The sequence below is a fragment of the Paraburkholderia sp. BR14320 genome (assembly GCF_040948665.1).
In the GTDB taxonomy this organism is placed as follows: Bacteria; Pseudomonadota; Gammaproteobacteria; order Burkholderiales; family Burkholderiaceae; genus Paraburkholderia; species Paraburkholderia youngii.
The window spans coordinates 63,004-85,007 of the sequence record NZ_JBFPKG010000032.1; the positions used below are offsets into that span (position 1 = coordinate 63,004).

The 22,004-nt window shown below is 64.0% G+C and carries 20 protein-coding genes and 1 pseudogene; 11 read left to right on the plus strand and 10 right to left on the minus strand.

The window, feature by feature from the left end:
* Window positions 1-81: 81 nt before the first annotated feature.
* Window positions 82-1,500 (minus strand): GH1 family beta-glucosidase, encoded by a 1,419-nt coding sequence (locus tag AB3X89_RS25850; RefSeq protein WP_368585826.1) that lies wholly within the window; start codon window positions 1,498-1,500, stop codon window positions 82-84.
* 489 nt (window positions 1,501-1,989) lie between these two features.
* Here AB3X89_RS25850 and AB3X89_RS25855 point away from each other — a divergent pair, with 489 nt between their 5' ends.
* From AB3X89_RS25855 to AB3X89_RS25865, 3 genes and pseudogenes are all read left to right on the plus strand, one after another.
* Window positions 1,990-2,475, plus strand: coding sequence for an Hcp family type VI secretion system effector (locus AB3X89_RS25855; RefSeq protein WP_368585827.1), 486 nt, complete (start codon window positions 1,990-1,992; stop codon window positions 2,473-2,475).
* An 11-nt stretch (window positions 2,476-2,486) separates the two neighbouring features.
* Window positions 2,487-3,004 (plus strand): annotated as a pseudogene (locus AB3X89_RS25860) (DUF2778 domain-containing protein).
* Entirely contained in the window at window positions 2,985-3,254 is a 270-nt protein-coding gene (locus AB3X89_RS25865) for a hypothetical protein (RefSeq protein ID WP_368585828.1), read from the plus strand. The pseudogene AB3X89_RS25860 and the gene AB3X89_RS25865 overlap by 20 nt, the downstream one beginning before the upstream one ends.
* Before the next feature lie 787 nt (window positions 3,255-4,041).
* On the opposite strand, the gene AB3X89_RS25870 is transcribed toward AB3X89_RS25865, so the two are convergent.
* Together AB3X89_RS25870 and AB3X89_RS25875 are read right to left on the minus strand one after the other, a co-directional pair.
* On the minus strand, window positions 4,042-4,197 hold the full coding sequence (locus tag AB3X89_RS25870) for a hypothetical protein (RefSeq protein ID WP_368585829.1): 156 nt from the start codon (window positions 4,195-4,197) through the stop codon (window positions 4,042-4,044).
* An 82-nt stretch (window positions 4,198-4,279) separates the two neighbouring features.
* Window positions 4,280-5,524 carry a DUF1479 domain-containing protein gene (locus AB3X89_RS25875; protein ID WP_368585830.1) on the minus strand — a complete coding sequence of 415 codons (1,245 nt, stop codon included), beginning with the start codon at window positions 5,522-5,524 and terminating at the stop codon, window positions 4,280-4,282.
* A 95-nt stretch (window positions 5,525-5,619) separates the two neighbouring features.
* Here AB3X89_RS25875 and AB3X89_RS25880 point away from each other — a divergent pair, with 95 nt between their 5' ends.
* The 3 genes from AB3X89_RS25880 (at window position 5,620) to AB3X89_RS25890 (ending at window position 9,219) form a co-directional block, all read left to right on the plus strand.
* Window positions 5,620-6,612, plus strand: coding sequence for a helix-turn-helix domain-containing protein (locus AB3X89_RS25880; protein ID WP_368585831.1), 993 nt, complete (start codon window positions 5,620-5,622; stop codon window positions 6,610-6,612).
* A gap of 128 nt (window positions 6,613-6,740) precedes the next feature.
* Entirely contained in the window at window positions 6,741-7,688 is a 948-nt protein-coding gene (locus AB3X89_RS25885) for a lactate dehydrogenase (protein ID WP_368585832.1), read from the plus strand.
* 52 nt (window positions 7,689-7,740) lie between these two features.
* Window positions 7,741-9,219, plus strand: a complete 1,479-nt coding sequence (locus AB3X89_RS25890; RefSeq protein ID WP_368585833.1) for a DASS family sodium-coupled anion symporter — start codon at window positions 7,741-7,743, stop codon at window positions 9,217-9,219.
* Window positions 9,220-9,405: 186 nt separating this feature from the next.
* Here the strand turns inward: AB3X89_RS25890 and AB3X89_RS25895 are convergent, their stop codons facing one another.
* From AB3X89_RS25895 to ftrA, 3 genes are all read right to left on the minus strand, one after another.
* Entirely contained in the window at window positions 9,406-10,623 is a 1,218-nt protein-coding gene (locus tag AB3X89_RS25895; RefSeq protein ID WP_368585834.1) for a DUF2252 domain-containing protein, read from the minus strand.
* A gap of 75 nt (window positions 10,624-10,698) precedes the next feature.
* On the minus strand, window positions 10,699-10,875 hold the full coding sequence (locus AB3X89_RS25900; protein ID WP_368585835.1) for a hypothetical protein: 177 nt from the start codon (window positions 10,873-10,875) through the stop codon (window positions 10,699-10,701).
* Window positions 10,872-11,831 carry a transcriptional regulator FtrA gene (gene ftrA, locus AB3X89_RS25905; protein WP_368585836.1) on the minus strand — a complete coding sequence of 320 codons (960 nt, stop codon included), beginning with the start codon at window positions 11,829-11,831 and terminating at the stop codon, window positions 10,872-10,874. The genes AB3X89_RS25900 and ftrA overlap by 4 nt, the downstream gene beginning before the upstream one ends.
* Before the next feature lie 109 nt (window positions 11,832-11,940).
* Between ftrA and AB3X89_RS25910 the strand changes: the two genes are divergently transcribed.
* Both AB3X89_RS25910 and AB3X89_RS25915 read left to right on the plus strand, forming a co-directional pair.
* A complete protein-coding gene (locus AB3X89_RS25910; RefSeq protein ID WP_368585837.1) occupies window positions 11,941-12,396 on the plus strand; it encodes a rhodanese-like domain-containing protein in 456 nt (151 codons plus the stop codon).
* Window positions 12,397-12,549: 153 nt separating this feature from the next.
* Window positions 12,550-14,634: a putative bifunctional diguanylate cyclase/phosphodiesterase gene (locus AB3X89_RS25915; RefSeq protein WP_368585838.1), complete on the plus strand. Its 2,085-nt coding sequence runs from the start codon at window positions 12,550-12,552 to the stop codon at window positions 14,632-14,634.
* Here the strand turns inward: AB3X89_RS25915 and dapA are convergent.
* A complete protein-coding gene (dapA, locus tag AB3X89_RS25920; protein ID WP_368585839.1) occupies window positions 14,627-15,520 on the minus strand; it encodes a 4-hydroxy-tetrahydrodipicolinate synthase in 894 nt (297 codons plus the stop codon). The genes AB3X89_RS25915 and dapA overlap by 8 nt on opposite strands.
* Window positions 15,521-15,957: 437 nt before the next feature.
* On the opposite strand from dapA, the gene AB3X89_RS25925 reads away from it, so the two are divergent.
* Window positions 15,958-17,250, plus strand: coding sequence for an aspartate carbamoyltransferase (locus AB3X89_RS25925; RefSeq protein ID WP_013091330.1), 1,293 nt, complete (start codon window positions 15,958-15,960; stop codon window positions 17,248-17,250).
* Between the two features lie 22 nt (window positions 17,251-17,272).
* Here the strand turns inward: AB3X89_RS25925 and AB3X89_RS25930 are convergent, their stop codons facing one another.
* On the minus strand, window positions 17,273-18,133 hold the full coding sequence (locus AB3X89_RS25930) for an alpha/beta hydrolase (RefSeq protein WP_368585840.1): 861 nt from the start codon (window positions 18,131-18,133) through the stop codon (window positions 17,273-17,275).
* 156 nt (window positions 18,134-18,289) lie between these two features.
* Window positions 18,290-19,114 (minus strand): NAD(P)H-dependent oxidoreductase, encoded by an 825-nt coding sequence (locus AB3X89_RS25935; protein ID WP_368585841.1) that lies wholly within the window; start codon window positions 19,112-19,114, stop codon window positions 18,290-18,292.
* Between the two features lie 70 nt (window positions 19,115-19,184).
* Here AB3X89_RS25935 and AB3X89_RS25940 point away from each other — a divergent pair, with 70 nt between their 5' ends.
* On the plus strand, window positions 19,185-20,093 hold the full coding sequence (locus AB3X89_RS25940; RefSeq protein ID WP_368585842.1) for a LysR family transcriptional regulator: 909 nt from the start codon (window positions 19,185-19,187) through the stop codon (window positions 20,091-20,093).
* Here AB3X89_RS25940 and AB3X89_RS25945 read toward each other — a convergent pair whose 3' ends face one another.
* Window positions 20,094-20,969, minus strand: coding sequence for an aldo/keto reductase family oxidoreductase (locus AB3X89_RS25945; protein WP_368585843.1), 876 nt, complete (start codon window positions 20,967-20,969; stop codon window positions 20,094-20,096). It lies immediately after the preceding gene.
* Between the two features lie 107 nt (window positions 20,970-21,076).
* Here AB3X89_RS25945 and AB3X89_RS25950 point away from each other — a divergent pair, with 107 nt between their 5' ends.
* Window positions 21,077-21,979 carry a LysR family transcriptional regulator gene (locus tag AB3X89_RS25950; protein ID WP_368585844.1) on the plus strand — a complete coding sequence of 301 codons (903 nt, stop codon included), beginning with the start codon at window positions 21,077-21,079 and terminating at the stop codon, window positions 21,977-21,979.
* The last annotated feature ends 25 nt before the right edge of the window (window positions 21,980-22,004 follow it).

Here is a 22,004-nt window from a genome sequence, read left to right on the forward strand (position 1 = left end):
GGCTCCGCGCCCGTGTGTCAAGTCGAAATACCAACCAGCTCCACCCGGTTTTACATCGTTGCTGCGTCGTTCTGATTGTGTTTATTGCGCCTGCGCATTGCGATCTTCGAGGAACTTCGACACCAGCTCCGCGCTGCGTTTAATCGTGCGCTTCTGCGTCTGGTAGTCGACGTGCACGATGCCGAAGCGCCGCTCATAGCCGAAAGCCCACTCGAAGTTGTCCATCAGTGACCACAGGAAATAGCCGCGCACGTCGACGCCCGCCTTGATCGCCTGATCGACCGCGGCGAGATGGCGCTTCAGGAACGAAATGCGCTGTGTGTCCTCGACACGGCCGTCGATGACCTTGTCGTCCGATGCCATGCCGTTCTCGGTGATGTAGATCGGCGGCAGATTGACATAGGTGTCCTTGAAACCGGTCAACAGATCGCGAAGACCGTCAGGGTAAACCTCCCAACCCATCTGCGTACGCTCGACACCTTCGAGCGGCACGTCTTTGAATCCATGCGCAGCGTCGCTCGCCACATTGGTGCGGAAATAATAGTTGATGCCGAGGAAGTCGAGCGGCGTATTGATCGTCTGCATGTCACCTTCGAGCACCAGCGGCTCGCTGCCCGGCCACAGCTCGAACAGGTCTTGCGGATACTCGCCCTTGAACAGCGGATCGAGAATCCACGCGTTGTGCTGAACTTCGAACAGTTCGGCCGCGCGATGGTCGGCGGCGCTGTCGCTATTCGGCGTGCCGCGCCCGACGTTCGCGACGATGCCCTTGTGCGAGCGCGGATCGTTCGCGCGCAGCACCGGAATCGCGAGCCCGTGCGCGAGCAGCAGATGATGCATGGCCTGCGCGGCGAAACGCACGTTCGAGAGTCCCGGCGCGTGATGGCCGTTGCCGTAGCCGAGATACGCCGAACACCACGGCTCGTTGAGTGTCGCCCACGCATCGACGAAGCCGTGCAGTTCGCGGCTCATCAGATCCGCGTAATCGACGAAACGGTACGCGGTTTCGCGATTGAGCCAGCCGCCGCGATCTTCGAGATGCTGAGGCAGATCCCAGTGATACAGCGTGACGAAAGTCGTGATGTTCTTCTCTTTGAGCCGTCCGAGCAGGCGCTTGTAGAAGTCGAGCCCCTTGTGGTTCGGCGCACCGTTTTCGTCCATCACACGCGGCCATGCGGTCGACAGCCGGTACGCTTCGAGGCCGAGGCCCGCGAGCAGATCGACGTCCTGTTCCCAACGATGATAGTGATCGCATGCGACGGCACCGGTGTCGCCAGCCAGCACCTTGCCCGGTGTCGCCGAGAACGTGTCCCAGATCGACGGCAGGCGGCCGTCTTCGTTGACCGCGCCTTCGATCTGATACGACGCGGTGGCCGCGCCGAGCAGGAAATCCTGGCGCCATAGCGACGAATCGGCGGGCGGTGTGAATGGATCGGAATGCGGGTCGCCGTGAGCGGTGGGTTGTTCGGCGTCGACGACTGCGGATGCGTTGTTTACCACGGATTCTCTCCTGCAATGAGGTCGTTGAACCGGGTGTGGTGGAACTCGATGCGCTCTCGTTCGAACTTACTGTGAACGCTTAAGTGGAAGCGCTTCCACACTGTCGAGTGAACGATAACAGCGGCGAAATCGGAGCAGCAATCCGGGTTTGTCTGGAGAGGGTTTCTCGCATCCGTGCGAGGGTTATGCGGAGCGCATCGAGGTCGTTCGACTGCAGCGGATGGTTGCGGCCTCGACGAAAATTCCGAGCAGCCATTCAACGCTAAACCCAGATCGTTGACAATCGGCTTATCCACTTAGGTATGGAAGACGATTGCGATGAGCGAATTGAATCTGTCGAAACTTATATTGAGAGAAACGTAAAAGGAACGTAAAACATTGTCAGATTATGAACACCGCATGGATTGCGCATTGCGCCGGACTCTCTTTCCCGATTAAAAAGTTGGTTCGCGTAACGCGTATCAACCAATCAAGGGAGGACAACACGAGATGCCGATTCCTGCTTATATGTGGCTAAAAGATGATGGCGGCGCAAACATCCAAGGTTCGTCAACCGTTCAGGAGCGCGAAGGAAGCATAGAAATTATCAGCTTCGGACACGGCGTGAATCTGCCGGTTGATGCTGCCAACGGCAAGATCACAGGCGCGCGCGCACACTCGCCGGTTGCATTCGAAAAGGAATTTGACCGCGCAACGCCGTATCTGTACAAGGCCGTGGCGACCGGTCAAACGCTTCAGTCGGCCGAGATAAGGTGGTATCGCATCAACGATGCGGGAAAAGAGGAAGTGTATTTCGTGATGCTTCTCGAAGGGGTGAAGGTGTGCGGCATTAATCCCGGCATGGCTAATACGAAACTCGCAGAGGCGTCCACGCTCAATCACGTCGAGGCGGTATCGATGATGTATGAGCGGATCACGTGGCACTATCTCGATGGCAATATCAAATACACCGACTCATGGAATGAGCGCACTTGAGCGGGGGGACAATGGCGGTCACCGGTAAATTCATTGGCAATAACAAATGGCTGTCACCGCTCACGATGAATGGCATTGGCACATTCAACGCGTATTCTGGAAACGAGCAATACCGTAATCGCGGCGGTTGCACTATGGTTCCCTCAAACGGTCCGATCCCTGCCGGTAAGTACTGGATCGTGGACCGGCCTACAGGCGGCGTCGGGTCTCGCGCATGGGCTTCGATAAAGGACACCGTCAATTCAGCGATAGGCGCACCGGTCGATCACAACGAGTGGTTCGCACTTTATCGCGATGATGGTCTGATCGATGATTTCACGTGGGTCAATGGTGCGAAGCGTGGAAACTTCCGGTTGCATCCGGCAGGTGGCCAGGGTCAGTCACTTGGCTGATTACCATGCCGAGCCATGTCGATTTCATGCGTATCCGCTCCGCGCTGCTGCACACCGGGAAGATTCCGGCCGGTAACTCGGGGCTGAAGGCATACGGAACAATCGAGGTCATCATCTATGGCAACACTTGTCCGTAGGCTGTTCAAGGTGGCGCTCTTTGTCGGCCTGTTCTGTCTTGCCGTGCCCTACGTCCACACTTACCCGATACCCATGCCAGCGAGTCAGGCGCGCGGTTGGTTGCACGCCGCCAACTGGCTCGGCATTCGTGACCCTGATGACCTATACATTCCGCTCATCCTTCTGGTTGATCTGATGGTTGCGGCGCTTGCCTATATCGCGATCATGAGGTTATGCCGGGTCTGGCGGCGCTGTCGCTCGCGTGCCTGATGAGCAGCACAACCGGACCCGCTTCGCGCGGGTCTGTTATTGCATGCGCGCGACCCTGTTACGCTGCTGTTTTCTGAACCCATCGCCGCCATCCGACCCGCATGAAAACCGGCTCCGTTTCCCTCGGTGACGTCGCTGCGCGCGCGACGCATCTTGAGGTCGCCTGTACGCGCTGTAAACGTCGCGGCCGCTCCCGGCTCGCGAAGCTGGTTGCATCGCTTGGTGCCGACTTCCCGATGACGGATCCAGGCCGCGAGATAACCGATTGCACGCGCAGGAATGCCACCAATGGCAGGTGCGCTGCGAGGTGTACTTTCCCGAGCTTCCGAAGATCATGAGCGGCGACGCGCGACTCCGGCCAGAAGCGGCAGAAGCACCGGACGACGACTGATTCAAGTCAGCGCTCGATCACGGCGAAGCCTGCGCCGGGTTCCGTTTTCTTCCGGCTCTTTCCATCGTCTTGCGCAATGCAGAGGTGGGAAAATTGGTCGACATTGAATTGCCTCACCGTTTTTATTGTTTCTGATTTGCTAGCCGGGTGCATCAGAATGCAACTCAGGCTCACGTCGCTGGCGTGCATGTCGTGGAGTGCGAGGAGACGCCCCGTAAGCGAGGTTGGCACGGAACGCTTCGTACCGGCAAACCACCGTCTCCGTTGATTTCGCTATGCGCGTTAGTCGCCGCGACGCAGCACTCGCGCGGCAATTCTGCCGTGAGGAAAAATGGCGCGGTTATCAGACACGCCCACATTTCACATCGGTTCTATTTATCGAGCGAATGCGCTCGTCTACGGCTTGTCGTCCTCGCGATCGGGGTCGATGTCGGGATCGAGCGGCGGCTCGTCCGGGTCCTGCGATGGACCGATGTCGGGCAGATCCGTCTGCACGACGTCGGACTGATCCGGCCGGATCGGGTTTTCGTCCTTGTTCGGTGTAGTGGCCATGGCCGGTCCTCCTTGGGTCGTTGCCATGCTGAAATGACAGCAAGTTCTGCTCCCGATCAAGAGGCGGCCATGCCCTTTGCGCTCACAAATCGAAGCCCATCTGCGAACGGCCAAGCTCGGTTAGATCGTCTGCCGTCGCGCGGCCGACGAAATCGACTTCGAAATGATCGGCCGGAAAATCCGGCGGGCTCCTGCCTTCGAGAAAGCTCGGCAGTTGCCGCTTCAGGTACGCATCGTTTTTCGCGCAGGCCGGCAGCGAAGCGATATACATCACGTTGCTATAACCGTTGCCGCGATGCGCGTCTTCGACCGCGTGAATGACGTCGCTATGCCAGAACACGGTATCGCCCGCCTGCATCAACGGAATCGACGACAGCGCATGAAACAGCGGCGCGTGATACTCGGACTTGATCGACAGCGCGCGACCCGGCATCGCTCCGCACAGATCGTCTTCGGCGACGTCGTCCTGCAGCGCGCGCAACAGGATGTAGACCATCGAGTTCGCCATCGGCACCAATTGCAGCGTGCCGTCGCCGGGGCCTTGCGGCGTCAGCGCGGTCCAGCCCTGGAACGTGCGGAACATCGAACAGACTGCCGGCGAAGCGATCTCCTCGACTTCGGTGCGCCACGCGGCATCGAACGGATCGTAGTCGCGCCAATGGCCCGAGAACACATCGCGATAGACCTTGCGGAAATTCGGCTCGATCCAGCGCTCGACCGAACCACCGTCGCAATGCGCGGACAATCCGAGCGATTCCGATCCGGGCGGCCGACGACGCAGGCGGTCCGCATACACCGGCACATGGTTCGGATCGAAATGCACGCGCCCTTCGCTCTCGGCGCGCCACAGCCGGTTCAGGAACACGCGGGCCTGCGTGAGTTCGATCGATTGACGCGCGAGCACCTGCGGCTTCGACCAGTACACACCGTAGATTTGCGGCTTGCTCGAAGCGAGCTGGCCGAAGTACTTGTCTTCCGCGCGATTCAGCAGCTTGGCGTCGAGGTCGTTGCGCTCGACGTATTCCGCGATGTCCTGATCCCATCGCTCGACGAGCGACCGGTCGAACACCTTGCGGATCACACAGGCGCCGCGAGCTTTGACGAGAGCGATCTGCTCGTCGGTGACGCGGTTCGCCACGATGTCGGCGAACTGGATTTCCGGAATCACAGGCTCGCCCCGATCACGTAGTGTGGCGATTCGCTCCGCCTCCTTCGTCATCGCCGCCGCGACGTCGGCGAACACTTCACGGTAGTGCGGCAGCATTGCTCGCAGTTCGCGCTTCGCTTGACGGATGGCTGCCGGCAGGTCGTCGATTTGCAAGGCCATTGCATCGTCTCCATGGGGTTTCTGATGCTTGAAGCGTACGCGAACGAGCAGTGCGCGCGTGATACTATCCGGTCAATTATTTGACGATTTAGGACATGAAAGCCGCTTTCGAACATGTGGATTTTGGCCGGGACTGTTCGGTCAGGGTTTACCACCGCCGGCTGCCCCGCATCCCTTTCGAATGGCACCACCATCCCGAGTACGAGCTGACGCTGACGATGAACAGTCAGGGCAAGCGGTACATCGGCGACTCGGTCGCGACCTACGGTGCGGACGATCTGGTGCTGGTGCCGCCGAATCTGCCGCACACGTGGGCCTCGAACCGCTCGATCGATGCGGCGCACCCGCAGGTCGCGATCGTCGTCTGGTTCGACGGCGCGTGGCTGCGGCGACTCGCCGATGTCTGCCCCGAATACAACGGCCTATGCGACCTGTTGCGCAGAGCGGCCTGCGGCCTCGCATTCGAAGACGGAGCCGGCACGCGCATGCGCGCACACCTGGACCGCCTGCTGTCCGACAAACCGCGCGACCGCTTGCAGGCGGCGCTCGACGTGCTGGACCTGCTGTCGACGCTTCCCGCCACGCCGCTCGCGTCCCCAAGCGCATTCGATGCGCGGACCGGCGCAGCGACTGGCTACGAATCCGATCAGCTCAATCGCGCGCTCGCATTGATCGAGACACAGTTCGCGCATCCGCTGCGGCTTTCCGCGCTTGCCAAGGCGTCTGGGCTGTCCGAGCGCTCTTTGACGCGGCATTTCACGCAGCATCTTGGCGAGAGCGTCGGGCGCTACGTGACGCGTGTGCGAATCGGCCACGCGTGCCGGATGTTGACGGACACGCAGGCGCCGATTTCCGTCATTGCGACGCGCTCCGGGTTTGCGAACGTCGCGAATTTCAACCGGCAATTCAAAGCCGCCAAGGCCATGACACCGGTTGAATTCAGGCACCAGTTCGCGGGCGCGCGGCGTGCCGAGCAACAGATGTCGCCGCAACTCACCGAGCGCTCGCCTTCTCTTCAGAGACTCCGCAATAAAGGAGACGGCAAGCGAACGTCCCGGCCAACACGTGCCGGCCGGCAGTCCGAATGAGCGAACTTCCCGGCGAGCCGCAGGAGAAAAGACGCGCCGCCGCCGTGTAGGACTAAGGTCTGATTGATGGCAAATGCGTGCGTGCGACTATGCTTCGGGGGTGAAACCCGAACTTAGCGAGGTTCGCGATGCGGCAGGCCAAGATCGTTATCGTCGGCGCGGGGCTGGTTGGGGGATCGGCAGCGCTGTTCGTGGCGTTGGCCATTCCGAGCGCGAAAGTCGTCATCATCGACGTCGCGCGGGTGCGCGCTGAAGGACAGGCTCTGGATCTCGCCCACGCCGCGGCATTCTGGGGGCACAGCCGGTTCCGCGCAGGGGACTACGAAGACGCGCGCGACGCCGACATCGTCGTGATCACGGCCGGCGCCGGCGTCAAACCCGGCGAGACGCGCCTGCACCTTGCCAGAACCAATGCGGACATCGCGAGCGAAATCGTCGGGCGCATCGCGCCGCTCGCGCCCGAAGCCATCTACCTGATCGCGACCAACCCCTGCGACGTGCTGACCGGCGCCGTTTACGACCAGCTGCGTTGCGAGCGCGAGCGCGTCATCAGCACCGGCACCTCGCTCGATACCGGGCGGCTGCGCTCCCTGTTGTCCGAACGGCTCGGCGTGGTGGCCTCCGCGATTCACGCCTATGTGCTCGGCGAGCATGGCGAATCGGCGGTGATCCAGTGGTCCGCCGCGACCGTCTGCGGCATGCCCCTCGAAACCTTCCTGACGAGGAACGGCAAGGAGCTGGGCCCCGCCAGCAGGGATCTGATCCTGCGCTCCGTTCACGAGGCGGCGAAGCTCATCAAGGAAGGCAAAGGCGCCACCCATTACGGCATCGCCAGCGCGATAGGAAGGATCTGCGAGGCCATCGTGCACGACACCGATCTGATCCTGACGGTCGGCATCGTCGAGCCCGAAGTGGAAGGCATACCGGACGTGTGCGTGTCGCTGCCGATGGTCGTCAACGGCGCGGGCGCGCGCCTGATCGCCTATCCTGAACTTGACCCTATCGAGCGCGAGGCCTTGCTGGGAAGCGCGCGCATCGTCAAGGAGGCGACGGAAAGCGTGCTTCACCAGCGGTGACGCTTTCCCGCGCACTCCGAAAAGACCCAGCAACGCCGGCACGAGGTCCAACATGGCTCCCACACCTGCCAAGGTTTCACAGCCCACCAGCTCCCCGCCCGCCACGCCGAAGCCGTCGGTCGGACTGCCGGCGGGCATCTGGAAATATCTGGTGCCGATCGCGGTCGGCCTCGTGCTGTGGTTCTTGCCCGCGCCCGCCGGTCTGCAGCCGAAGGCCTGGCATATGTTCGCCGTGTTCGTCGCGACCATTGCGGGCATCATGACCGCCCCGCTGCCGATGTCGGTGGTTGCCATCATCGGCTCGACCATCGGTGTGCTGGCCGGCGTTCTGACGTTCGCCGACGTCACGCGATCCACCGGCACCGACCTCGTCTGGCTCGTGATGCTGGCGTTTTTCATATCCCGTGGCGTGATCAAGACCGGCCTTGGCCGCCGCATCGCGCTTCTCTTCATGCGATTGCTGGGAAAGCGCACGACGGGGCTCGGCTACGGGCTCGTGTTGACCGAACTGGTGATTTCGCCCGCGATGCCGAGCATCACCGCGCGCGCGGGCGGCGTGATGTTGCCTATCACGCGAGCGATTTCCGAAGTGCTGGGCAGTCACGCCGACGATCCAGAATCACGCGCGAAGGTGGGACGCTATCTGATTCTCTGCGCCTTTCACGCGAACATCATCACGGCGGGTATGTTCATCACGGCGATGGCGGGCAATCCGCTGGCGGTCAAGCTGGCCGCGGACCAGGGCGTGTCGATCAGCTGGCTCGACTGGGCGCTGGCGGCGTCGATCCCCGGTCTGCTGTGCCTCGCCGTGATTCCGATCGCGATGCTGTGGATCGCACCGCCGCACGTCAGACGCACCCCCGATGCGACCGATCTCGCGCAACGGGAGCTCGCAACGATGGGCTCCATCTCGGTCAAAGAAATCATCATGGCGTGCATCTTCGTCGGCCTGCTGGTGCTGTGGGTATTCGGCGACGATCTCGGCATCGGCGCGACGCTCGCGGCGGCGATCGGCGTGTCGTTGCTGTTCATCAGCGGCGTGCTGACCTGGCAGGACGCACTGAACGAGAAGTCCGCCTGGGACACGATGATATGGATCGGCCTGCTCATCATGCTGGCCTCCAAGCTCAACGAATATGGCATGGTGGCCTGGTTCGGCAAGGAATTCGGCCAGCATCTCGCGGGCTTTCCGATGCTGGCCGTCTATATGCTGGTCGCGGCGATCTATGTTTACATTCACTACTTTTTCGCCAGCGCCACCGCGCATATCAGCGCGCTGTTTCCACTTTCGATGGCGCTGATGGTCGCCGCCGGCGTCCCGCCCTTCGTCGCCGCGGTCTCGCTCGGCATTCTCAGCAATGTGAACGGTTGCCTGACGCAATATGGCATCGGCTCCGGTCCGGTCATGTTCGGCGCGGGCTACGTGACCCAGGGCGAATGGTGGAAGGCGGGCTTTTTGATGAGCCTGTTTTACATGGTCGCCTGGCTGGTGGTTGGACCGCTTTGGTGGAAGGTGCTGGGGCACGTATGAGACAACGCGACTTTCGACGCGCGGACCGGACGGCCCGCGCACATGTGATTCTGCTGCGCTTCCCGCTTCGTCAATCGCGAGCGGGCGTGATTCGCGCGAGTTCGCCGGTCGTCATCGAGCGGCGCCGATCACCGCGACGCCGTCCGCGGCCCTGACGTTCTCGCCAGCCGGCGACACGAAGATCGCCTACTTGCCCGCGCCGCTCGCCTCGAAACTCCCCCGGTCATAAGCTTCGCAATAAGCCTTCCAATCCGCCGCGACCTGCGCCTCACACTGCGTTGCCAGATCGATCAACGGCAGTTGCCAATCGCGCCGACTGCCGAACGCGATCAGATCATCGGCGATCGCCGACTTCTGGCGCCCTCCGCTGCGCAAATGCGCCCACGCGCTCAACTCGGCCATGCTGTTGATCACCGCCTCGAGCCGCGGCAGCTTGCCGTCCCAATCGGCAAGCGCGACGCGATCTTCCGATGGCTGCAAGCTGCGCAGCACATAGGAGCGCTGATTGAATTCGACCGCGTGCAAAAAGGCCTGCGAGACCGCCTGATTGCGCCGCTGCACCTCGACGACACGCTGCGCCTCGGTCTGCCACTTCGGCTGCGTTGCCGTCACGTGCGCACTGACCGACGATGACAGCGCCTCTTTCAGATCGATCAGGTAGTTGCCATCGGGCGAGCCCTTGCCCTCGACCAGAATCACGTAGCGATCGACACCGAGACTGCCCGTGCCCGCGATGCGTCGCGCGACATCGAGCGTGCGGTAGAAGTCCGGATTCGGCTCCGTCGCCGCGAACTGCTGCATGAACCGCACGACGGCCGCGCGTCTTTCATCACTGACGGGCAGCGCTTTCCTGCCGTCGACCTTCAGCATGCGCGTCTTGCCCTTGAGCACCGTGCGCCGGTCCAGATGCGCGGCGCGCGTGCGGCTCGCGAGCGCGACGAACAGGTCGCGCACCAAGCCGGTCGCGGTCTCCGCTTCGATCCAGCGCGACTTGCCGTATGCGAGCGCGGCGCCGTAGGCATCGAGCGCGGTGTGGCATAGCGCGAGCGCCTCGGCGCGGCTCAGCTTCAGATCGGCCGCGCCGACCAGCACGCTCGTCAACAGACGCACCAGCTCGTATGGAGCCGGAGCGAGACAGGCTTCGTCGAAGTCGTTGTTGTCGAAGTAGACGAGGCGATTGTCGCCCTTGTAGCTGCCGAAATTTTCGAGGTGCATGTCGCCGCAGATCCACACGTGCGGCGCGTCGTCGAGCACGCTCGCGCGCGGCAGTCGCTGATAGAACAGATGACAGGTGCCGCGCAAAAACACGAACGGCGAGCCGCGCATGGCTTTGTATTTCATCGCGAGCCGTTCGGGGTCGCGCCCGGCGTTGAAACTGGCGATGATCTTTGCGATGTCGGACATAGCGGGTTCCGTTGAATGAGCAAGCTCGACGTGAGCTGCGTGCCTGCTGCTGTGACCTCGGCGCGTGCCGCGAATTCAATGCCGGGTCCGGTGCGGATGCAGCGAACCCGGCGCGTTGAGCACGTCGTTGATCGCGGTCATGACGAGCGCCGTGATCGGCGTCGGCTGAGCGGCCGCCGCACTCCTGACCGCCGCCCACATTTCCTGCTGCAGGCGCAGCCGCCGATGCGGCCGCGCTCCGCGCGCATTCACCCCTCCCCGCCAAACCTGCGCCGATACGCTCCCGGACTCGTCAACGCGATCCGACGAAAATGCCGCCGCAACGACTCTTCCGAGCCGAACCCCGCCCGCTCGGCGACGCGCGCCATCGGTAGCGGCGTCGCCGCTTCGAGCAATTCACGGGCAAGCGCGACGCGCTCCCTGACGAGCCATTCATAGGGCGCCATGCCGGTCGCGTCGCGGAACTGCCGTTGCAGCGTGCGCGTGCTCATCGCCGCCCGCCTGGCCAGCGAGCTCAGCGTATGCGGCTCGGCCGCATGGCTGCGCAGCCAGTCCATCAGCTTCGCGATCCGTCCGCTTTCGTCGTGCGCCATTGGTCGCGGCACGAACTGCGCCTGGCCACCCTCGCGATGCGGCGGCACCACGAGCCGTTGCGCGACCCGATTCGCGACCGCGCCGCCATGATCGCGCCGCACCAGATGCAGCAGCATGTCGAGCCCGGCCGCCGATCCCGCCGACGTGATCACCTGCCCTTCATCGACATACAGCGCGTCGGGCTGCACGCGCAGTTGCGGATAGCGCTGCTGCAACTTGTCCGCGTAGCGCCAGTGGGTCGTCACGGTCTTGCCGTCGAGCACGCCGGCCGCCGCGAGCACGAACACGCCCGAGCAGATCGAGCAGAGCCGCGCGCCGCGCTCGTAGGCCGCGCGAAGTCTGCGCAGCAGCGCGGCCGGCGGCACTTCGTCGGCATCGCGCCAACCCGGAATCACGATCGTGTCGGCGCTCGCGAGCAGCTTCAGCGTGTACGGCGCGGCCAGCGTGATGCCGCCCGCCGCGCGGATCGGTCCGGGCTCGCCCGCGCAGACCGCGAAGCGATACCACGGCACGCCGAGCTCGGGACGCTCGAGCGCGAACAGTTCGGTCACGCAGCCGAATTCGAAGGTGCAGAGCCGGTCATAGGCCAGCGCGACGACGAGATGATTGTGCATGGCGCGATGTTACCGAAGATTGACGATCACGCCACTTACCGGGTGACCCGCCGGCCGCCACAATCGACCCGGCCACCACACCCACCCGATCAACTCCTCGTTCCTTGCCATGACTCACGACAACCTCACCACCGCTCCGAACGCCGTCACCGCGATTCCCGCCGCCGACAGCGCCGCCGCGATCGCGCACTTCCACGCGTCGCTGCGCTTCGAAACCGATTGCGCCGACGTCCACGCCGCCCTCGCGAGCGGCGCGCCCGGCTTCGTGCTGCTCGACGTGCGCAGTCCCGCGCTGTTCGCGCAGAGCCACGTGCCCGGCGCGCTGAATTTGCCGCACGGCAAGATCGTCGCGTCGAAGCTCGCGGCTTATGCGCCGGATACGCTGTTCGTCACCTATTGCGCGGGCCCGCACTGCAACGGCGCGGCGCGCGGCGCACTGCGGCTCGCCCAGCTTGGGCGGCCCGTCAAACTGATGGCGGGCGGCGTCACCGGCTGGCTCGACGAGGGTTTCGCGCTCAGCCGTCACGACGCCGATCCGGCTTCTGACCCGCGCTCCGCCGCATAGCGCGGTCCGCACTCGGACAAGCCGTCCAGTGCGGCATTCGCCTTGGTCCGCCGGCCCGTTTTGGCCCCTGTTAGCCACGCGCAAATAAGTTAAACAAAATGCGAAGAGTGCCGATAAGATGTCAAGCCGCATTCCTCGCGCGGCGGATCCAACATGCAGAGTTCCTACAATTTATGGCTCGTGGCGATTTCGTTCGCGGTTGCGACGCTCGCGTCGTACACCGCGCTCGATCTGACGGGCCGCATCTTCCTGCTCGCCTCGGCGCGCCGGCGGCATGCCTGGCGGCTCGGCGGCGCGCTCGCGCTCGGTGTCGGCATCTGGTCGATGCACTTCGTCGCGATGCTCGCGTTCTCGCTGCCCATCCCGCTCGGCTACGACCTCGCGTTGACCGCCTGTTCGCTGGCGCTCGCGATCGGCGCTTCGTATCTGGCACTCTTCCTGACCACCCAGCAGCGCCTGACGCCAGCCCGGCTGCTGGCGGGCGGCGTGGTGATGGGAATCGGTATCGCCGGCATGCACTACACCGGGATGGCGGCGCTGCGCATGGCGCCCGCGATCCACTACCAGCCCGTATGGTTCGCGGCCTCGATCGCGATCGCGATCGGCGCATCGAGCGCCGCGCTGTGGATGGCGCGCGCGCTCAGCAACGAACACGAGCGTCATATCGCGCGCAAACGTCTGGCCGCGGCGCTGGTGATGGGCGTCGCGATCAGCGGCATGCACTATACGGCCATGGGCGCCGCGGATTTCGCGCCCGGTGCGATCTGCGGCGCGGCCAACGACATGGACGCGCAATGGCTCGCCACCGCGGTGATCCTGCTCACGTTCGCGGTGCTGATCGTCACGCTGATGCTGTCGCGCTTCGACGTGCGCACCACCTTCCTGCTCGGCGCGGTGTCGAAGCTGAACGGCCAGATCGTGCGCCTCGCGACGCTCGACGTGCTGACGGGCCTGCCGAACCGCGCGACGCTGACCGAGCGGATCGAGCGCGCGATTAGCGGCGCGCGCCGCCAGCGCACGTCGTTCGCGGTGCTGTTCATGGATCTCGACGGCTTCAAGACGATCAACGATTCGCTCGGTCACTCGGCCGGCGACGCGGTGCTGTCCGCCTTCGCGCAACGCCTGCAGCAATGCGTGCGTTCGAGCGACACCGTCGCGCGGCTCGGCGGCGACGAGTTCGTCGTGCTCGCGGAACACCTCACGAGCGGCGACGACGCGGCCGCGCTCGCCGACGGCGTGCTCGAGCGGATGCGCCAGGGCACGTGGAGCGACGAACAACCGCTGCAGGTCATGCCGAGCATCGGCATTGCACTCTATCCGCGCGATGGCGACAGCGTCGAGACGCTGCTCCAGCACGCGGACGCCGCGATGTACGAAGCGAAGCGCGCCGGCCGCGGCACCTACCGCTTCTTCGAGCGCAGCATGAACGAGGCCGCCACGCGCACGCTGCAGATCCAGCAAGTGCTGCACGACGCCTTCGCGAATGAGCGTTTTTCGCTGCTGTTCCAGCCGAAGTTTCAGCGCGGCGGCGAAGCGCTCGCGGGCGCCGAGGCGCTGATCCGCTTGTACGATCCGGAGCTGGGCGCGCTTACGCCAGCCGAATTCATCCCGGTCGCCGAGCGCTCCGGGCAGATCGTGCAAATAGGCTACTGGGTCGTGCGCGAGACCTGCCGGCGCATTCGTGGCTGGATCGAACAGGGCCTGCCGGCGATGAAGGTGGCGATCAATCTGTCGCCGCGTCAGTTGCTGCAGCCGGACCTCGTCGAGACGATCCAGGAGATCGTCAGGAACGAGGGTGTCGCGTGCGAGCAGATCATGTTCGAGATCACCGAGACTGTCGCGATGCAGGACGCCGCGCGCACCGTCGAGGTGATCCGCGCGTTTCAGGCGAGCGGCTTCGACATCTCGATCGACGACTTCGGCACCGGCTATTCGAGCCTCGCGTATCTGCAGCGCTTTCAGGTGAAGCAGCTGAAGATCGACCGCTTCTTCACCCATGGTCTCGACGCGAACGGCGCGGCGGGCAGCGCGATCGTGTCGGCGATCATCGCGCTCGCGCACTCACTCGAAATGGACGTGGTCGCCGAGGGCGTCGAGACCCAATCGCAGCTCGACAAGCTGCGCTCGATGATGTGCGACGAAATGCAGGGCTACCTGCTCGGCAAACCAGTCAGCGCCGACGACTTCGGCGCCATGCTCCGCAGCAGAACGATGGGCGCGAGCGGAGTGGCTATCTAGGCTGCGTCTCTCCCAACGCCACGAGCCGTTCGGTCAACGCCGCGCTCGCGCGCGTCATCGGCAAACGCAGTTCATTGCGCACCCACCCCGTCGCCGCGAGCAGCGCCTTCACCGGCGCGGGGTTCGGTTCGGCGAACGCGAGCTGGATTTGCGGCACGAGCGCGTGAAAAATTTGCCTTCCTTCGTCGAGCTTGCCCTCTGTCAACGCGCGGTACAGCGCGACGAAACGCTCGGGCCGCCAATGCGCGGACGCCGCGATCGCTCCACTGCCACCCGCGCACAACGTCGAGAAGAGCTCGAGGTCGTTGCCCGCGAGCACCTGCAGACGGCCATCGCGAACTAGCGCGAGCGTCGTGTCGAGCGAACCGGCGCAATCCTTGACCGCCTGAATTCGCGGATGCGCGGCGAGCGTCAGCAGCGTGTCGAGTTCCAGCCGCACGCCGGTGCGCTGCGGAATGTCGTAGAGCACGACCGGATGCGCGCTCGCGTCGGCCAGCGCGCTGAAATGCGCGACGATGCCGTCCTGCGCGGGTCGCGTGTAATACGGCGCGGCGATCAGCACACCGGCAATCGGCAACAGATTCAACTGCTCGATCCGTGCGCGCATGCTCGCCGTGTGATTGCCCGAGACGCCGACCAGCACCGGCAGCGCGCGCCGCTGCGCGTCGGTGGCGTTGGCCTGCGCGACGGCGAGAATCGTCGCGAGCACGGCGTCCTGTTCGGCGGCGTCGAGCGTGGCGGGCTCGCCGGTCGTGCCGAGCGCGGCGAGCCCGGCCACGCCGGCGTCCGCATAGCGACGCACCAGCGCGCGCAACGCGGCATGATCGACGGCGCCGTCGGCGAACGGCGTGATCAGCGGAATCCAGATACCCGAGAAATCAGACATGTTTGCTACCTCGATGACGACCGTATCGAATCCGGTCAGCGGTGCGAGGGAGAACACAGGAGAGAGCCGCAGGCGGGCGGTCGACCGGTCGTTCCGTCGCACATCTGACGACGGAACAGCGTGCTCCGGTCAGATGTGCGGCTGTTTTTTGGCTTTGGCGCCGACGTTACGCGAAACACCGTTCTCACGTGCGACCGCCGCGCCCGCGAGAGCGGCGCGGGCGAAGGTCGACGAACGGAGCGGGAACATAGGGCCGGAGTGCATGAACCGCAGTGTAACCGCCAAACCCGCGCCGCGGGGCCTCAGGCGCCTCACGAAGCAACTCGCGCAGGAAAACGCTTGACATCTACGCGCCGGAAACTAATATACGCACCGCGTACATCAACGCGTTTTGCTGTCTGACTCCCGCCGACCCCACACTTGCGACAGGTGCCCTCATGAGCGTTCCGCAACAAGCCTTCCTACGCGATGCGATGCGTCGCCTGAATATGACGCGCGATACGTTCGCTAACCGTATCGGCGTGTCACGCCGGGCGCTGGACACGTGGCTGCTGCCGGACGACTCGCAGGAATCGCGGGCGATGCCGGAAATCGTCGAGCGTTTCGTGTCGGAGATCGTCGCCAATACGGAGCCGGGCGAAGGATATACGCAAAGCGTAGACTCGCAATCGCTCGCCAGCCAGATGCTGTTCGAGGGCAAGCCGCAGTTGCTGTCGGTCGATCAGTTTTCGCGCGACTCGGTCGAGGCGCTGTTTCGCGTCGCCGACATCATGCAGCCGATCGCGCGGCGCCGCAAAATCTCGCGTGTGCTCGAAGGCGCGGTGCTCGGCAATCTGTTCTTCGAGGCGAGCACGCGCACCCGCGTGAGCTTCGGCGCGGCGTTTTGCCGGCTCGGCGGCTCGGTGTGCGACACGACCGGCTTCACGTTTTCGTCGATGGCGAAAGGCGAATCGATCTACGACACGAGCCGCGTGATGAGCGGCTATGTCGACGCGCTGGTGATCCGCCACCCGGAGCAAGGGTCCGTGGCCGAATTCGCGCGCGCGACCAACGTGCCGGTGATCAACGGCGGCGACGGTCCCGGCGAGCATCCGAGCCAGGCGCTGCTCGATCTATACACGATCCAGCGCGAGTTCTCGCGCCTGGGCAAGATCGTCGACGGCGCACACATCGCGCTGGTCGGCGACCTCAAGTACGGACGTACCGTGCATTCGCTCGTGAAGCTGCTGGCGCTGTATCGCGGCATCAAGTTCACGCTGATTTCGCCGCCGATGCTCGAAATGCCGGGCTATATCATCGAGCAGATTTCGCGCAACGGTCACGTGATCGAACAGACGCATGACCTGCGCACCGGTCTGCGCGGCGCGGACGTCGTGTATGCGACGCGCATCCAGAAGGAGCGCTTCACCGACGAATCGTTCGAAGGCTATACGCCCGACTTTCAGATCAACCAGGCGCTCGTCGATAGCATGTGCGGCGCCGACACGCTGATCATGCACCCGCTGCCACGCGACAGCCGGCCCGGCGCGAACGATTTGAGCACCGACCTCAATCACGACTCACGGCTCGCGATTTTCCGGCAGACCGACAACGGCATTCCGGTGCGGATGGCGATTTTCGCGGTACTGCTCGGCGTCGACAAACAGGTCCAGCATTCGATGCGCGATGCCACGTGGCGCCCGCCCGTCTACCTGGGCCCGGACGACGCGGTGTTTCACGGAATCGATTGACGCGGACAGCTGTGTCCGCCCCTCAGGCCGCGGCCGCGGCGCGCGCGTCACGCATTTCGCGCGCCGCCTGCCTGAACGTGCCGGCAAAGAACAGCACCTGGTATTTGACCGCGTTCGACCAGTACTTCCATGTATGGCCGCCAGGCCGCTCGGCGTAATCGTGTGGCACGCCGAGTTCCACGAGCCGCTCGTGCAGCAGACGGTTCGATTGCACGAGCGAGTCGTTCACGCCGCAATCGATCGTCAGGGCGATGTGGTCGCGGCCGAAATCCTCGGCGCTGGCGACGATCGCCTCGCTATCCCAGAAGTCCGCATGTTGGGACGGGTCGCCGAACACCCGCGCGATGCCGGGCTCGTCCTCGCTGCTGCGCGGGTCCACCGCACCGCTGATGCTGCCCGCCGCGCCGAACGTGTCGGGCATGTCGAGCGCAATGCGTAGCGCGCCGAATCCGCCCATGCTCAAGCCCGTGATCGCGCGTGCCTGCCTCGTCGCGATGGTGCGGAAATGGCCGTCGATATAGCCAACCACTTCGGTGCCCACGTAGGTTTCATAGCGGCTGCGCGGATCGACGGGACTATCGATGTACCAGCTATCGCGGCCGCCGTCGGGCATCACGAGGATCACCTGATAGCGATCGGCGAGCTTGCCGATATGCGAATTCGCGGTCCAGTCCGTGTAATCGCCGCCTGAGCCGTGCAGTACATAGACGACCGGAAAGCGCGCGGCCTGGTCGCCACGCGCGTACTGATCGGGCAGCACGACGGTGGCGTCGAACGTACGATGCATCGCCGCGCTCGGGATCGTGACGACGCGCGCCTGGAACGCCCACGCCGGCGATGCGATCAGCATCAAAATGAGCCAGAACCTACGAACTGGATTCATGGTGGGTCGCCCTTCCGCTCGTTGCCGCTAGCTTCCGGCTGCATACCTTCGTCAGGCGTCCGGAACAACACCGTCCCGGCGCGCCTCGGCCTGTGTCCGTCGACGACTCTAGCAATGGCGACTTACAGCCATATTTCAGCGAAGCATACGATCCAGTCAGGCTTCAGCCGCTTCGTTCGCTTGCGTTGCGCACGCTACGCCGACATCTTCGACGTGCACGGAAAACCCAACCTGCCCCGGCGCCAGATCGTCCCGCAATGTGAGCGCCGGGATCTCATATGCACCGCCATTCTGCGGCCGGAACGCGATCGGCGCGGTCGTCCACAACGTGTCGAGCCGTCGCCCGAGCGCCGCGCTGACCTCGGCATACTTCGCGTCGTCGATACGGCTCGTGCGGTAGACGACGAACGGCGGCAACACGTCGAAGCCAGGGTAGTACAGCACGCCGTGCTGGATCGGGAACAGCACGTCGTCGATCGGACCGTTGATGCCGCGCGCGCTGTAGTGCGACTCCCAGCCGCCCGTCGTGACGACCAGCATCGCGCGCTTGCCCGCGAAACGGCCTTCGCCGTAACGCTCGCCCCAGCGCGCATCGGAATGCTCGCCGACGCCATACGCGAGACCGTACGCATAGACGCGCTCCACCCAGCCCTTCATGATCGCCGGCATCGAGAACCACCACAGCGGAAACTGCAGGATCACCGCATCGGCCCACTTCAGCTTGTCCTGCTCGCGCGCGATGTCCTCGCTCTGCAAGCCGTTCTCGAACGCATGCTTCGATTCGAGCGACGCGAAGAAGCGCTCGGCGCTGTGACGCTCGCGGGTGTCGTGCGCATCGAGCGACGCTTTCCAGTTCATCGCGTACAGATCGGACACCTGCACCGTATGGCCGGCGCGTTCGAGATGACGGACAGCGAAATCCTTCAGTGAACCGTTCAACGACTTCGGTTCGGGATGCGCATAGATGATAAGAACGTTCATGATGGGACCTTCATGGCTGAAAACAGTCACGATAGTCATCGCCGAGGTATATTGGAAATGAATTCCGAATATGTCAGGTATTGCCGTGGTTAATCTCAGAAGACTCGACCTCAACCTGCTGGTCACGCTCGATGTGCTGCTGGAAGAGCACAATGTGACCCGCGCCGCCGAACGGCTGAACTTCTCGCAGCCGTCGGTCAGCGTGCATCTTGCGAAACTGCGCGACGTATTCGGCGATCCGCTGCTCTTGCCCGGACCGCGCGGCATGCGGCCCACCGCGAAAGCGCAGCAACTGCGCGAGCCGCTACGCGAAGCGCTCGACGCACTGCAGCGCGCGGTTGCGCCAACCAGCCCGTTCGATCCGGCCGCGGCGACGCAAACCTGGCGCATTGCCGCAACGGACTACGCCGAGTCGACGATCATCCTGCCGATGTTGGCAGGCTTGCGCGCGGCGGCGCCCGGCACGCGTCTCGCGATCGTCGAGGCGGTGCCGCCAAGGCTCGCTCGCCAGGCCGAACAGGGCGACATCGATATCGGTTTCCATACGAGCGAAGGCGCGCCCGAAGGCTTGCGCCGCCGCGTGCTGTTTGCCGAGCGCTACGTACTGGTCGGCCGCGCGGGTCATCCCAAGCTGAAGCGCCGACCCACGCTCGCGCAGTTCTGCAAGCTCGAACACGTGATCGTATCGCCAGATGGCGGCGGCTTTTTCGGCGTCACCGACGAGACGCTCGCAAAGCTGGGGCTTGCGCGCAAGGTCGTGCTGTCGGTGCCGCACTTTCTGTTCATGCAGTCGGTGCTCGCGAGCACCGATCTCGTGGGGATGCTGCCCGCGCGTCTCGTGCGCGGCTCGGACACATTGCGGATGGTCGAGCCGCCGGTCGAGGTGCCGGGCTACGAGATGGCGATGCTTTGGCATGAGCGTGTGCATCGCGATCCCGCGCATCAATGGTTGCGGGAGTTTATTGCGGCGTCGGTGTAATCAGCCCTTTTCGGCGCCGATCGCATCCAGTTGATCGAGCACTTCGTCGCTGAGCTTCAGCTGCGCCGACTGCAGATTTTCGCGCAGATGTGCCACTGAAGACGTGCCCGGAATCAGCAGAATGTTAGGCGCCCGATGCAACAGCCAGGCGAGCGCGACCTGCATCGGCGTCGCCTCGAGCTTGCGCGCAAGCTCCGACAGCTCCGACGATTGAATCGGCGTAAAGCCACCCAGCGGAAAGAACGGCACGTAGGCAATGCCCTGCTCCGCGAGCGCATCGATCAACGCATCGTCGTCGCGATGCACGAGGTTGTAGTGGTTCTGCACGCACACGACCTTCGTGATGCGCTGCGCTTCGGCAATCTGCGCGGCCGTCACGTTGCTCAGGCCGACATGCCGCACGAGCCCGCGCTGCTGCAGCTCGGCGAGCGCCGTGACCTGCTTTTCGATCGAGCCCTCGCTCGGCTCGTGCACGTTGCCCATCACGCGCAGGTTGACTACGTCGAGCACATCAAGGCCGAGGTTGCGCAGATTGTCGTGCACCGCGCGCTCGAGGTCGGCGGGCTCCTGAGCCGGCAGCCATGCGCCGGCGCTGTCGCGCACCGCGCCGACCTTCGTGACGATCGTCAGATCGCGCGGATACGGGTGCAGTGCCTCGCGGATCACCTGGTTGGTCACGTGCGGCCCGTAAAAATCGCTGGTATCGATGTGGTCGACGCCCAAGGCAACGGCCTCGCGCAGCACCGCGAGCGCCGCGGCGCGGTCTTTCGGCGGCCCGAACACGCCGGGGCCGGCCAGCTGCATCGCGCCATAGCCCATGCGCCGCACCGCGCGGCCGGCTAGCACGAAAGTGTCGATGGAGCTGAAGTTCGGCATCACGATCTCCTTGTGAAGTGATGAGCGGCAGTATCGCCGCAATTGCGTTGTTGAATAAACCGGTCTAACGTGTACGGGTTGTTCAAAATTCTGCACAATCAATCGTCATGGAACTGAATGATCTGGCCGCCTTCGTGTCGGTTTCGCGCGCCGGCGGCTTTCGCGACGCGGCGCGTGTGAGCGGTGTGTCGGCGTCGAGTCTGAGCGTCGCGGTGCGACGCCTGGAAACGAAACTCGGGCTGCGCCTGTTGAACCGCACCACGCGCAGCGTCGCGCCGACCGAAGCCGGGCTGCGTCTGATCGAGAAGCTGACGCCGCTGTTCGGCGAAATGGAAGCGGCGCTCGACGTGCTGAACGGCTTTCGCGACAAGCCGACCGGCACGCTGAAGCTCAACGTGCCATCGAGCGTCGCGCGCATCGTGCTGCCCGACGTGCTCGCGCGCTTTCTGAAGCAGTACCCGGATATTCGCGTCGAGGTGGTGGTCGAGGATGGTTTCGTCGATGTGCTGTCGATCGGTTGCGATGCGGGCATTCGCTACGACGAACGCCTCGAGCAGGACATGATCGCGGTGCCGATCGGCGCGCGCGTGCAGCGCTTCGCGACCGCCGCGTCGCCCGCGTATCTCGACGCGCACGGCCGTCCGCAGCATCCCAGCGAACTGCTCGCGCATGCCTGCCTGCGCGGCCAGTTCGCGAGCGGCGCGATGCCGACCTGGTACTTCGAGCGCGACGGCGAGCTGCTGCAATTGAATCCGACCGGACCGCTGCTGGTGCGGCCCGGCGCAGCGATAGACCTCGCGGTCAGCGGCGCGGTCGCGGGTCTCGGCATCATTCACCTGTTTGAAGACATGCTGCGCCCGCATCTGGACAGCGGCGCGCTCGAAGCGATTCTCGAACCGTGGTGGCAGCGGTTTTCAGGGCCTTTTCTGTACTATCCCGGCCATCGCCATGTGCCCGCGCCGCTGCGCGCGTTCGTCGATTTTCTGAAGGCCGACTCAACACGCGGTTGATTTGATAACACGACGGTGATCGTGC